Here is a 12,421-nt window from a genome sequence, read left to right as displayed (position 1 = left end):
CCATGCGGCGGTTCCTCGTCAGCGGCGATCGCCGCTCCCGGTCGCCGCGACATCGTCCGCAAGCGGCTCGGTCGCGGGGGCACCCTTCTTGTCGAGCTCCATCCAGTCGCGGAATTCGAGCCCGTAGAGCATGTCCATGACCTCGAACTCGAGCCCGCCCGGCTGGCTGGTATTGCTGTTCCACAGCGCGACCACCCCGCTCTTAAGCTTGGGGTCGAACAGGATCAGCGAGCGATAGCCCGCCACCCCGCCGCGATGTCCGACGATGCGGTGCCCGGCATAGTCGTAGGAGCGCCAGCCCAGCCCATACCAGGCATCCCCCAGCCGCTCGAGGAACTTGCGCAGCCGGCCACGCTCACCCGGCGTCTTGACCAACGGCGCATGGATCGTCTCGAGCAATTGCGGCGAGAGCACGTTCGGCATGCCGCCCGTCTGGGCAATCAGCCACAGCGACATGTCCTTGATGTTGCTGTTGACGCCGCCCGCGGCCGGTACCTGATAGTAAGGCTCGAGCACCTCGAGTGGCCGCCGACCGACGCTGTGCGGCCGGGCCCAGCTTGCCGAGGAGACAAGCCCCTCTCGAGTCAGGCTCGCGCTACTCATCCCGATCGGCGAGAAGAGCCGCTCCATCACGGTATGCTGGTAGGTCTGGCCAGTCGACCGCGCGACCATCTCGCTTGCGCTGTCGAATGCGATGTTCTGGTAGGACCAGCAGGTGTCGGGCGGACAGATGGCATTGAGGGTCGCCAGCTGCGCTCGCAGCATCGTGGGCGACTGGCCCTCCTCCAGCTTGTTGTCGAGCGCGTTGCGATAGAGCCCCAGCCGATGGCTGAGAACGTCGGTCACGCTCGCCCGATATTCGTTGCCGGCGGGAAGCTTCAGCCCGGGCGCATAGTTCACGACCGGTGCGGCCAGCTTGATCTTGCCCTCTTCCGCTAGCTTGCCGACCATCGTCCCGGCAACGCCCTTGCTGACCGAGGCCCAGCGGAAGACGGTGGAAGGCGTCACCCTCTCCCCCGACCCGGCGAGCGTCTCGCCGTAGCCCGCGAGGAAGGTAATCCGGCCGTTCTCGACCACGCCGACTGAAAGGCCAACCATGTTGGGCTCGTCGGCCATGCGCTTCAGCCGCGCGTCGAGCCTGGCATAGTCGATGCGCTGCCGCGCCTTCGGCTGTACTTCGGCAAGCCTGAGGTTGGCCGCGCGCGCAGCCGCAAGCGCATCGGGCGCTCGCGCGCCCTCGCTCGGTTCCGGTTCCATGACCCGGATGCTCGCCAGCGCGCCGCCCATGAGCAGCACTGCGACAGCACCCGCGATGACGCGAGTCTTCAGTGACTTGTCCTCCCCGGAATTGCGCTTGAAGCGGGTCGCCGCGACGCTCAACCGGCTCCCTTCAACACTGCGGCGAAACGAAGCCCTTCAGCGATGAGAAGCACGGCCACTGGCCTTCGCGCCGTCATCCGACTAAGGACGCCTCCAAGATGCAGTTCCTCAAGACGCTCTTCTGGGTCGTGCTGTCGGTCTTTCTGGCGATCATCGCCCGCAACAACTGGCAGGATGTGACGATCAACCTCTGGGGCAGCCTGCAGGCGGACATCAAACTTCCGCTCCTGGTGCTCTTCGCTGCATTCCTCGGCTTCCTTCCGACCTTCCTGTGGCTGAAGGGTCGGCTGTGGTCGGTCCAGCGGCGGCTTGCGGTCAGCAATCCGCCGGCGCCGAGCACGTCGTCCCCGCCGATCACCGCCGAGGAGCCTGACGCGTGACCTTGCCGCTGTTCGTTGCCATCGACACGCCCGATCTCGATGGCGCCGCGAGCCTTGCTGACGCGGTTCGCTCGCATGTTGGCGGACTGAAGCTCGGCCTCGAATTCTTCGCCGCCAACGGGCCGGAGGGTGTCCGCCGCCTCGCGCAGGGCGGCCTTCCGGTCTTCCTCGACCTCAAGCTGCACGACATTCCCAATACCGTCGGCAAGGCCGTCGCCGCGCTTGCTCCGCTCGCGCCCGCGGTGCTGACAGTGCATGCGACCGGCGGCAGGGCAATGCTCGAAGCGGCGAAGGCCGCGGCACCGCCCAATTGCAAGGTCGTCGCCGTTACCGTCCTCACCAGCCTCGACGAGGCCGACCTCGCCGAGGCTGGCGTCGCCTCGACCCCGGCCGAGCAGGTGGCCCGCCTCGCCCGGTTGACCCGCTCGGCTGGGTGCGACGGAATCGTCTGCTCGGGATCCGAGGTTGCGGCCGCGCGCGAAGCATGGCCTGACGGCTATTTCGTTGTCCCGGGTCTCCGCCCCGCCGGCTCCGACGTCGGCGACCAGAAGAGGGTCCTGACACCCGCCGAAGCGCTCGACCGCGGCGCCTCGCTGCTGGTCGTCGGCCGGCCGATCACCGCTGCCCCGGATCCGGTCGAGGCCGCTCGGGCAATCGCTTCTTCCTTACGCCAGGCTCCGGCGCTAACCGCCTCCGCCTGATCTTCACGGGACATTCCTCATGAGCTGGCTCACCCGAGTCCGTAACAGCATCTCCTTCCTGCCCAAGCGGCAGACCACCGACACGCTCTGGCACAAGTGCAAGAAGTGTGACGCGATGGTCTTCACCAAGGAATGGGAGGACAATCTCCAGGTCTGCCCACGCTGCGACCATCACGATCGAATCCGCGCCGAGACCCGGTTCGACCAGCTCTTCGACGACGGCAAATATGAGCTTCTGCCCTCGCCCGACGTGCGCGAGGACCCGCTCAAGTTCCGCGATACCAAGCGCTACGTCGATCGGATCAAGGCCGCCCGAACCGCCACCGAGCAGAAGGACGCGCTGCTGAATGCCCGCGGCACCATCGAGGGCCGGAACGTCATCGTAGGGGTGCAGGACTTTGCCTTCATGGGCGGTTCGATGGGTGTTGCGGTCGGGTCCGCGTTCGTCGCCGGCGTCCGCGCCGCGATCGAGGCGCGCGCGCCGTTCATCATGTTCACCGCCGCCGGCGGCGCCCGCATGCAGGAAGGCATCCTCAGCCTGATGCAGATGCCGCGCTCGACCGTCGCGCTCGAACTGCTGCGCGAGGCGGGGCTCCCCTACATCGTCGTCCTGACTGACCCCACGACCGGCGGCGTAACGGCCAGCTACGCGATGCTCGGCGACATCCAAATTGCAGAGCCTGGCGCCCTGATCGGCTTCGCCGGCCAGCGCGTGATCGAGCAGACCATCCGCGAAAAGCTCCCGGACGGCTTCCAGCGGGCTGAATATCTCCTCGAGCATGGGATGATCGACATGGTCGTCCATCGCCGCGAGCTGCGCGAGACCCTCGGCCGCCTCGTTGACTATCTGGTGCCGACGGAGAAGGCAGCCGCCTGATGGCCGACGGCGCCCGCTCGGATCACCCGGGCGTGCAGGGGCAACTCGACCGGCTCGCGGCGCTAAGCCTTGGCGGCGATCGTCTCGGGCTCGAGCGGATCACCGAACTGCTCGAGCGTCTTGGCCGGCCACAGGATCGGCTGCCGCCGGTGTTCCATGTCGCGGGCACCAACGGCAAGGGCTCGACCTGTGCCTTCCTTCGCTCCGCGATGGAGGCGGCCGGGCTTCGAGCTCACGTCTTCACCTCGCCGCACCTCGTCCGCTTCAACGAACGCATCCGGCTCGCGGGCCGGCTGATCGATGACGACCATCTCGCCGCACTGCTGGAAACGGTGCTCGACTCCGCGCACGGCATCGGACCTAGCTTCTTCGAGGCGACGGCGGCCGCCGCCTTTCTCGCCTTCGCCCGGATGCCCGGCGATGTGCTGGTCCTCGAAGTCGGGATGGGCGGGCGACTCGACGCGACCAATGTGGTCGCCCATCCGGCGGTGACCGGCATCACGGCGCTCGGGCTGGACCACCAGCAGTGGCTCGGCGCCGGCCTCGGCGAGATCGCGGGCGAAAAGGCGGGCATCGCCAAGGCCGGCATTCCTCTGGTCGTCCTTGCCCATCCTCCCGAAGCGGCGGCTGCCATCGCCGACGTCGCGACACGGGTCGGCGCTCCCCTTTTCGTGCAGGATCGCGACTGGAGTAGCCGGGCCGAGGGCGATCGGCTTGTCTATGAGGATCCCAAGGGCACACTCCTGCTCCCTCTTCCCGCGCTCCTTGGCCCGCATCAGGCCGACAATGCCGGGCTCGCAATCGCGATGCTCCGCCATCAGCAGGCCGTCAGCGTTCCGGACGAGGCGCTCGGGAGGGCGATGATCGATGTCCGCTGGCCGGCGCGCCTGCAGCGGCTTCGGCCGGGCCCGCTCATTGGCACCCGCGAGGTGTGGCTGGATGGCGGGCACAACGCACAGGCTGCCGAGGCCCTCGCCGAAGCGATCACCACCCTGCTGGGCAATCGCCCCTTTCATCTCGTCGTGGGCGCGCTCTCGACCAAGGATCCCCAAGGACTGCTGTCTCCCTTCCGCGGTCGCGCCGAGCAGGTGCACACCATCGGCTTCGATCATCCGCTGGCGCTCTCCGCCGATTCCATTGCCGCGACGGCACGCGATCTCGGCCTTCCGGTGCAACCCCGACCAAGCCTCAGCGGAGCGCTTGCGCAGGTTCCCGAAGGCACGCCCGTCCTCATCGCGGGTTCGCTCTATCTCGCCGGCGAAGTCCTCGCCGCCAACGACGAGCAGCCCGACTAGGCGGTGTCGCCTTCGGTGGCTCGAACCGCATCGCTTGCCGGGACGTCGCCGGCGCCGCTGCGTCGGCCGTTCCAAGCCTGCCGGGCCCATTCGAGCGCGACGAAGACGATTGCGACCACGCCGATCTTGGCCGTGAGGAAGAAGACCGGCGCATAGCCGACCTGGTCGATCATCTCGCCGAGCGCAGCCCGGCCAAGCGAGCCGATCAAGAAGGTCAGCGAGGACAGCAACGCATATTGGACGGCGCTGAACTCGCGCGAGGTGATCGAGGAGAGATAGGCCACGAAGGCCGCGCCAGCGAGCCCGCCTGCGATATTCTCGCCGGAGATGGCGATCAGAAGGCGGACCATGCGCAGGTCATGCCCGAAGGTGTCGAGCCCGAAGGTCCGCGCGAACGCATCGATCCCCACCGCACCCGACGCAAGATCGGCATAGAGGAGGTTGCTCGCCGCCGCGACGATCGCGCCGATCATCAGCGTGGGCATGCGCCCAAGCGTCGCGAACATGATCCCGCCGATCGCGATCCCCGCCATGGTCATGAACACACCAAAGATCTTGGACGCGAACGCCACTTCGTCGCCGGTGTACTGCAGCTCTGTGAGGTAGAAGGGGAAGGCGAAGCTGCCCCAGATGTTGTCGGTGATGCGGTAGCTGAGGATCAATCCAAGGACGATGATCACACCCCATCCAAGCCTCCTTACCAGCTCGGCGAGCGGAAGGATCAGCGCCGCATAGGCGTGGTCGGCGGTTCGCTCCAGCCCACTCTCGGCGGGGCGATCGCTCTCGAGCACATAGCCGGGCCGGGCGGCGAGCCAGTTGAAGATCGCCGCGACGATCGCCGGGACGAGCACCGTCGCGGCGACGATCAGCGGACCGTAGTCGCGAGTGAAGTCGCCAACCGATGGCGGCTTGCCTGTCACCGCGTCGATCTCTCCGCCGAGCATCCGGGCCATGAAGGCACCAACCGACCAGATTGCCCAGGCCCAGCCGAACCCGACGACGGCGAGGCCGAAGTTGCGCAGCTTGGGCGAGATCGCTCCAGCCCGGCGAAGTGCGCTCTGCTCCGCTTCCGAAGCAGCGCGCGGCGTGTCCGGGGCGAGAAGGGTGGCGATAAGGGTCAGGGCCATGAAGCCGCCCATGATCGCGTAGACCGTCGGCCAGCTCATCCGAACCGACAGCACCAGTGCCAGCGCGCCGCCGATCAGCGCCGCGATGCGGTAGCCGAACTGGTAGATCGAGGAGAGGATCTCGACCGGCGCCGCCTCGTCGGCGACGTCGATCCGCCAGGCATCGATCACCACGTCCTGCGTCGCCGATGCAAAGGCTCCGATCACCGCGATCAGCGCGAAGGTGCCAAGGGCCATTCGGGGGTCGGACAGCGACAGGCCGAAGAAGGTCAGCGTGAGGATCACCTGGCACAGGAGCAGCCAGCCGCGTCGGCGTCCAAGACGCTCGAGCCCGGGAAGGCGAACCCGGTCGACCAGTGGCGACCACAGGAACTTGAAGGCGTAGGCAAGCCCGATCCACGACAGCACGCCGATCGTCGCGAGGTCGATCTTCCACTCGCCAAGCCAAGCATTGAGGGTGCCAATCAGCAGCGTGTAGGGAAGTCCCGCCCCGAAGCCGAAGGCCAGCATCACCGCTGTCTTGCGGTTCGACAGAGCCGAGGTCAGCAGTCGCCAGCCTTTGGGGGGCGCACCTGCCGTTTCATTGCCTGCCGCTGCTGCGCTCACCAAAAGTCCGACCCCCTTGAAATTGCTCAGAGGACCCTAGCAGCCGCAATTGCGCTGAACAGGGGGTGAGCACGCTGTGGTCGAGCCTTCTTGCGCTCAGGACGCAGCAGGCGCACTCCTTGCCGCATGGATGCGCTATCCGGCTCCGCACGGCCTACCGCCGGCCAGCTGGCGCTCGTCGAGCGGCTGGCTGGCGGTGAGCAGGCGCTCGGCCGCGAGACGGTGCGGCTCGCCGCCGACCGCTATACCGACCCGGTTCGCTTTTCCGCCGAGCAGGAACGCGTGTTCGCCGCCATGCCACTGCTGCTTGGTCCCTCCGCGATGCTCGCCAACCCGCGCGAAGCAATCGCCCATGACGCTTATGGTGTGCCGCTGATCGTCAGCCGCGACGACGACGGTCAGGCGCATGTCCTCGCCAACGTCTGCCGTCACCGCGGCACGCGCCTGATTGAAGAGGGTGGAGTGGTTCCGGCAAAACGGATCGTCTGCCCCTATCATGCCTGGGCCTACAGGCGCGATGGCTCGCTGAGCGGGCTACCTCGCGCCGACTGCTTCCCTGGGCTCGACAAGGCCGATTACGGCCTCCGGCGCTTCGCCGCGCACGAGAGCGGTGGCCTTCTCTGGTTCTCGCGCGATCCTGATGCCGATTTTACCCCCGTGTCAGCGCTCGACGGCGACCTCGATGCCTTCGGGGTTCGCGACCTCCACCCTTATCGCCGCCGTACTCACGAGGTCGCCGCCAACTGGAAGCTGGTGATCGACGCCTTCCTCGAGAGCTATCACGTCAAGCGCCTTCACGCGGCGACCATCGCCCCCTTCTTCGCCGACGGGATCACCGCCGCAGACCGGATCGGGCCGCATCAGCGCGCTGCGGTCGGGCGCACCGACTATCTCGCGGGTGTCGACCGCGACGATTGGCGCCAACTGCGCAAGGCGATCACCTATACCTATCACCTCTTCCCCAACTCCGTGGTGATCGTCTCACCCGACTACATCAACCTCCTCATCTGCTACCCGCAGGAGGTCGGCCGCACTCTGGTCGAGGACATCATGCTCATCGCGGAAAGCCCCGCCACGCCTGAGGCGGCGGCGCACTGGCAGAGAAGCTGGGACCTGCTCGACGGTGTGACCTTCGCGGCCGAGGACTTCCGCGCCGCCGCCCTCTCCCACCGGGGGCTCGCAAGCGGGCTCCTCGAGCATGTCACACTGGGTACGCTCGAGCATGGCATCGCCGACTTCCACGCCATGCTGGACGAGGTCCTCGCCCTTTAGTGCTTCAGGCGGCGAGCGACCCCGGGTAGAGGATCATCCCCTCGGGCTGGCGCACCTTGGACTTGCCGCTCAGCACCTGCTCCACTGCCTTGAGGGCGGCCTTAAGGCGGCGCTCGTTGTAGGGCTTCATCAGGACTCCGACGGCAAGCTCCTCCGCCTGCTCAGGTGGCGTGGCGGTGGCAAACAGCACCGGAAGGCCGAGCTTGCGACACTCGACGGCCAGATCGCGCCCGGAGCGGTGGCCGGTAAGCGTGATGTCGGTCAGCACGAGGTCGATGCCGCCCTCGCCATCCGCCGACTTCTGTTCGCGGGCAATCACTGCCAGCGCATCACCGACGTTGTCGGTGGTCGCGACGACCTTGTAACCGGCGCCCTCGACCATGACCTCATTGTCGAACGCCACCAGCGGCTCGTCCTCCACGATCAGGATGCGCTTGACGTGCCGTGATTGTCTGCCGAACAGCATGTCTTGCCCTTGAGGATAAACCTTTTGCCCCCGCAACGAACAACAGGCGCTCGTGGTCCGCAAGACCGGTCGCAGAAAAACAACAATGCGGCGCGCCGTGGCCCGCCTGCCACAATCCGGGCCGGCACCGACGGCGCGGCTCGCAAGCTGCCGGCCGGCAAGGCACCGTCGCCGAAGCGTGCCGGCGGAGCGCCGGCCGAGCGGAGCGAAGGTCCGCAGCGCATCGCGAAGCTCCTCGCGCGCGCCGGCGTGGCATCCCGCCGCGACATCGAACGGATGATTGCCGATGGGCGGATCGCGCTTGACGGCGATGTCCTGACCACGCCTGCGACCCTGCTCGACAATCTTCGGGGGGTTACCGTCGACGGCAAGCCGGTGGCGCCGCCTGAGGCCGCCCGGCTCTGGCGCTTCTACAAGCCGGCCGGCTGCCTGACCGCCGCCTTCGATCCGAAGGGCCGGCCGACCATCTATGACCGGCTCCCGCCAGGCCTTCCGCGGGTCATGCCGGTCGGCCGACTCGACTTCATGACCGAGGGGCTGTTGCTCCTCACCAACGACGGCGAGCTGAAGCGCAAGCTCGAGCTTCCCTCGAGTGCGGTCGTCCGCCGCTATCGCGCCCGCGCGTTCGGCGACGTCAGCCAGGCGCAACTCGAGGAGTTGTCCGAGGGAATCGAGATCGACGGCATCCGCTACGGGTCGATCGACGCCAACCTCGAGCGGCGGACCGGTCGCAATTGCTGGATCGAGCTTGCGCTGACCGAAGGAAAGAATCGCGAGGTCCGCAATGTCCTCGCGCATCTCGGGATGCAGGTCAGCCGCCTCATCCGGACCAGCTACGGCCCCTTCTCGATGGAGGAACTCGACCCCGGTCAGGTCGGCGAGGTCCAGCGCGAGGAACTCTTCCGCTTCCGCCAGACGCTCAAGTGACCTTCTCCCCTGCGCGAGCAGGGGCAGTGACCTGACTTGCGCAATCGGACGCGGGGCTCGCACTGGCGCCGTAAGACGGCAACCTGATTTGCCATCTCGCCCCGCCCGCGCTATGCGCCCGCCCGCTCCTGCATGGTCATCCCTGGAGGCGTGGGGAGCGGTAACTTACTCTTTTAAAGGAATGCACGCATGAGCGAACAGCTGTCGCTGACCGCCGAGACGCGCGACCGGGCTGGCAAGGGAGCCTCCCGTGAGCTGCGTAATCAAGGCCGGGTCCCCGCCGTTGTCTACGGCGCCAATCAGGAGCCACTGAGCATCCACGTCGAAGAGAAGCTCCTCGCCAAGATGCTGTCGACCGGTCACTTCATGAACTCGGTCGTGATGATCGATGCCGGTGGCAAGACGACCCGCACCCTGCCCAAGGACGTGCAGTTCCATCCGGTCACCAGCCGTCCGGTCCATGTCGACTTCCTGCGCATCGGTGAGCACAGCAAGGTCACCGTCGCGGTGCCGGTGCGCTTCACCGACGAAGAGGAAAGCCCGGGCATCAAGCGCGGCGCGGTTCTCAACATCGTCAAGCACGAGATCGAACTCTCCTGCGACGCGTCCGAGATCGCGGACGACATCGAGATCAGCCTCAAGGGCCTCGACGTCGGCGATTCGATCCACATCTCGAACGTCACCCTGCCGAAGGGCGCGACTCCGACCATCACCGATCGCGACTTCACCATTGCCACCATCGTCGCCCCGTCGTCGATGAAGAGCGATGCCGGCGATGCCGAAGAAGACGCAGCGGAAGCTGGAACTGAAGCCGAGTAATTGGCTCTCCCCTCCCGCGCTTCGCGGGAGGGGAGTTTCCCACCATGCAGATCTGGACCGGCCTCGGTAACCCCGGCGCGCAATATGCGCTGCACCGGCACAATGTCGGCTTCATGGCCGCCGACGTCATCGCCGAAGTCCATCGTTTCGGCCCCTGGACCAAAAAATTCCGTGGCCTCGTATCCGAGGGACGGATCGGCCCATCCAAGGTGCTGCTGCTCAAGCCGCAGACCTTCATGAACGACAGCGGCGACTCGGTTCAGCAGGCGCTGCGCTTCTACAAGCTCGACGAGACCGCCCTCACCGTTTTCCACGACGAGCTCGACCTTGCCCCAATGAAGGTCAAGGTGCGCGTCGGTGGGGGTCTTGCCGGGCACAATGGCCTGCGCTCGATCAATGCCGCGCTCGGGCCCGACTTCCGCCGTGTCCGCATCGGCATCGGCCATCCCGGCTCCAAGGAGCGGGTGACGCCGCACGTGCTGGGCAACTATCACAAGAGCGAGATGGAGCCTTTGTCCGACCTTCTCGCCGCCATCGCCGCCGAGGCCGAGTGGCTGGCGTCGGGGGACGACACCCGCTTCATGAACGATGTCGCGATGCGGCTGCAGGACAGCTGATGCGCCAGCTTTTCGCCACTCCGCTCTATGAAGCCGAACTGAGCCTCGACCTCGGCGAACTCGCTCATTCGATCCGCAGCCTTGCAACCGACGACCGCGCCGGCGTCGTTTGGGCGAAGGAGCATGGCTACCGCGGCTATACCAGCTATGCCTCGCTGAACGACTTGCCCCGCCGCGATCCGGTCTTCGCCGACCTCGCGCGGCTTCTGACCCGCCAGGCAGCGACCTTTGCAAAGGCGCTGGCCTGGGACTGCAGGCCGAAGCTTAACAGCCTGTGGGTCAACCTGCTCAAGCCGGGCGGGCATCACAGCGCGCACATCCACCCCCACTCGATCCTCAGCGGCACCCTCTACGTCGAGGTACCCGAGGGCGGCGGGGCGATCCGCTTCGAGGACCCGCGCCTGCCGATGATGATGGCTGCCCCGACCCGTCGGTCCGACGCGCCCGAGCCGCTCCTGCCCTTCGTCACCGTGCATCCCCGCCCCGGCCAGCTCCTGCTTTGGGAAAGCTGGCTTCGGCACGAGGTGCTTGCCGGGAGCGCCAAGGGCGAACGACTGAGCGTCAGCTTCAATTTCGCCTGATCCCTCGCTAGAGGGCGGGCAAACCCGAAAACACAAGGATTACCCATGGGCTTCCGCTGCGGCATCGTCGGCTTGCCGAACGTCGGCAAATCGACCCTCTTCAATGCGCTGACCGAGACTCAGGCGGCGCAGGCGGCGAACTATCCCTTCTGTACGATCGAGCCCAATGTCGGGCAGGTCGCGGTTCCAGACCCGCGCCTCGACAAGCTCGCTTCGATTGCGGGCTCGGCCAAGATCATCGCGACCCAGCTCGGCTTCGTCGACATCGCGGGCCTGGTGAAGGGCGCGAGCCAGGGCGAGGGCCTCGGCAACCAGTTCCTCGGCAACATCCGCGAGGTGGACGCGATCGTCCACGTGCTGCGCTGCTTCGAGAATGACGACATCCAGCATGTCGCCAACAAGGTCGATCCGCTGGCCGATGCCGAGGTCGTAGAGACCGAGCTCCTCCTCGCCGACCTCGAGAGCCTCGAGAAGCGCGTCCCCAACCTCGTCAAGAAGGGTCAGCAGGGCGACAAGGAGAGCAAGATCGCGGCCTCGGTCCTGTCGCAGGCACTCGAGCTGCTGCGCGAAGGCAAGCCGGCACGGCTGACCCAGCCCAAGGACGAGGAGGAAGCGCGCGTCTTCTCCCAGGCCCAGCTGATCACCGCCAAGCCGATCCTCTACGTCTGTAACGTCAACGAGGAAGATGCCGCGAATGGCAACGATCTCTCCGAACAGGTGTTCGCTAAGGCCAAGGCCGAGGGCGCCAACGCGGTGGTCGTCTCGGCCGCGATCGAGTCCGAGCTAATCGGCATGGAGATGGACGAGCGGCTCGCCTTCCTCGAGGAGATGGGCCTCAAGGAAACCGGCCTCGCCCGGGTCATCCGCTCAGGATACGATCTTCTCCACCTCATCACCTTCTTCACCGTCGGGCCCAAGGAAGCGCGGGCGTGGACGGTCGAGAAGGGCGCCAAGGCTCCGCAGGCGGCAGGTGCCATCCACTCCGACTTCGAGCGCGGCTTCATCCGCGCCGAGACCATCGCCTATGACGACTATGTCGCGCTCAATGGCGAAAGCGGCGCCCGCGACGCGGGCAAGCTTCGCCAGGAGGGCAAGGAATATGTGGTGCACGACGGTGACGTCCTGCACTTCAAGTTCAACGTCTGAAGGTCACAGGGGTTCTGCATTCTTGCCGAACCCCTCGGGATCCCTGAGTATCCTATTGTGACGATATCCCAATCCACTGCGCTCATGCGTTCGCAGTAGATCTCAGAAGCAAAGTTCTCGAAGTTCCCAGGGTGCGGGTGTCTCGCGCGACATACCCCGTGACCTTGGCGAAACGCTGCACAAGCCTCCATCTCAACGAACCGTTCGGGTGAGTAGACCCGACGAAA

General features: G+C 66.4%; 13 protein-coding genes. 10 read left to right on the top strand and 3 right to left on the bottom strand.

The features are described 5' to 3' along the window. Positions 1–18: 18 nt before the first annotated feature. Entirely contained in the window at positions 19–1,380 is a 1,362-nt protein-coding gene (locus ABD727_RS03695; RefSeq protein ID WP_344706033.1) for a serine hydrolase domain-containing protein, read from the bottom strand. Positions 1,381–1,478: 98 nt separating this feature from the next. Between ABD727_RS03695 and ABD727_RS03690 the strand changes: the two genes are divergently transcribed. The 4 genes from ABD727_RS03690 to ABD727_RS03675 are packed head-to-tail and all read left to right on the top strand — an operon-like array spanning position 1,479 to position 4,633. Continuing rightward, a complete protein-coding gene (locus ABD727_RS03690; protein WP_344706032.1) occupies positions 1,479–1,760 on the top strand; it encodes a hypothetical protein in 282 nt (93 codons plus the stop codon). Beyond that, positions 1,757–2,461: an orotidine-5'-phosphate decarboxylase gene (gene pyrF / locus ABD727_RS03685; protein ID WP_344706031.1), complete on the top strand. Its 705-nt coding sequence runs from the start codon at positions 1,757–1,759 to the stop codon at positions 2,459–2,461. The genes ABD727_RS03690 and pyrF overlap by 4 nt, the downstream gene beginning before the upstream one ends. A gap of 19 nt (positions 2,462–2,480) precedes the next feature. After that, positions 2,481–3,338 (top strand): acetyl-CoA carboxylase, carboxyltransferase subunit beta, encoded by an 858-nt coding sequence (gene accD / locus ABD727_RS03680; RefSeq protein ID WP_344706030.1) that lies wholly within the window; start codon positions 2,481–2,483, stop codon positions 3,336–3,338. Then, positions 3,338–4,633 (top strand): bifunctional folylpolyglutamate synthase/dihydrofolate synthase, encoded by a 1,296-nt coding sequence (locus tag ABD727_RS03675; protein ID WP_344706029.1) that lies wholly within the window; start codon positions 3,338–3,340, stop codon positions 4,631–4,633. Before accD ends, ABD727_RS03675 begins: the two co-directional genes overlap by 1 nt. On the opposite strand, the gene ABD727_RS03670 is transcribed toward ABD727_RS03675, so the two are convergent. Next, positions 4,630–6,366, bottom strand: a complete 1,737-nt coding sequence (locus ABD727_RS03670) for an AmpG family muropeptide MFS transporter (protein WP_425566755.1) — start codon at positions 6,364–6,366, stop codon at positions 4,630–4,632. The two genes, ABD727_RS03675 and ABD727_RS03670, sit on opposite strands and share 4 nt — an antisense overlap. Before the next feature lie 126 nt (positions 6,367–6,492). Between ABD727_RS03670 and ABD727_RS03665 the strand changes: the two genes are divergently transcribed. After that, positions 6,493–7,638 carry an aromatic ring-hydroxylating oxygenase subunit alpha gene (locus ABD727_RS03665; RefSeq protein WP_344706027.1) on the top strand — a complete coding sequence of 382 codons (1,146 nt, stop codon included), beginning with the start codon at positions 6,493–6,495 and terminating at the stop codon, positions 7,636–7,638. Between the two features lie 4 nt (positions 7,639–7,642). Here the strand turns inward: ABD727_RS03665 and ABD727_RS03660 are convergent, their stop codons facing one another. Then, a complete protein-coding gene (locus tag ABD727_RS03660; protein ID WP_344706026.1) occupies positions 7,643–8,104 on the bottom strand; it encodes a response regulator in 462 nt (153 codons plus the stop codon). A gap of 15 nt (positions 8,105–8,119) precedes the next feature. On the opposite strand from ABD727_RS03660, the gene ABD727_RS03655 reads away from it, so the two are divergent. The 5 genes from ABD727_RS03655 to ychF all read left to right on the top strand — a co-directional run bounded on the left by ABD727_RS03655 (position 8,120) and on the right by ychF (position 12,194). Next, positions 8,120–9,031: a pseudouridine synthase gene (locus tag ABD727_RS03655; protein ID WP_425566799.1), complete on the top strand. Its 912-nt coding sequence runs from the start codon at positions 8,120–8,122 to the stop codon at positions 9,029–9,031. A 189-nt stretch (positions 9,032–9,220) separates the two neighbouring features. Then, a complete protein-coding gene (locus ABD727_RS03650) occupies positions 9,221–9,850 on the top strand; it encodes a 50S ribosomal protein L25/general stress protein Ctc (RefSeq protein WP_344706025.1) in 630 nt (209 codons plus the stop codon). A 44-nt stretch (positions 9,851–9,894) separates the two neighbouring features. After that, positions 9,895–10,467: an aminoacyl-tRNA hydrolase gene (gene pth / locus ABD727_RS03645; RefSeq protein ID WP_344706024.1), complete on the top strand. Its 573-nt coding sequence runs from the start codon at positions 9,895–9,897 to the stop codon at positions 10,465–10,467. Continuing rightward, the gene (locus ABD727_RS03640) at positions 10,467–11,048 is read left to right on the top strand and encodes a TIGR02466 family protein (RefSeq protein WP_344706023.1); all 582 of its coding nucleotides are present in this window, start codon (positions 10,467–10,469) and stop codon (positions 11,046–11,048) included. Before pth ends, ABD727_RS03640 begins: the two co-directional genes overlap by 1 nt. A 45-nt stretch (positions 11,049–11,093) precedes the next feature. Next, on the top strand, positions 11,094–12,194 hold the full coding sequence (gene ychF / locus ABD727_RS03635) for a redox-regulated ATPase YchF (protein WP_344706022.1): 1,101 nt from the start codon (positions 11,094–11,096) through the stop codon (positions 12,192–12,194). The last annotated feature ends 227 nt before the right edge of the window (positions 12,195–12,421 follow it).

The sequence above is a fragment of the Sphingomonas swuensis genome (assembly GCF_039538045.1).
GTDB lineage: Bacteria > Pseudomonadota > Alphaproteobacteria > Sphingomonadales > Sphingomonadaceae > Sphingomicrobium > Sphingomicrobium swuense.
The sequence above is the reverse complement of the archived record's forward strand: the minus strand, read 5'-3'. Positions and strand labels throughout refer to the sequence as shown.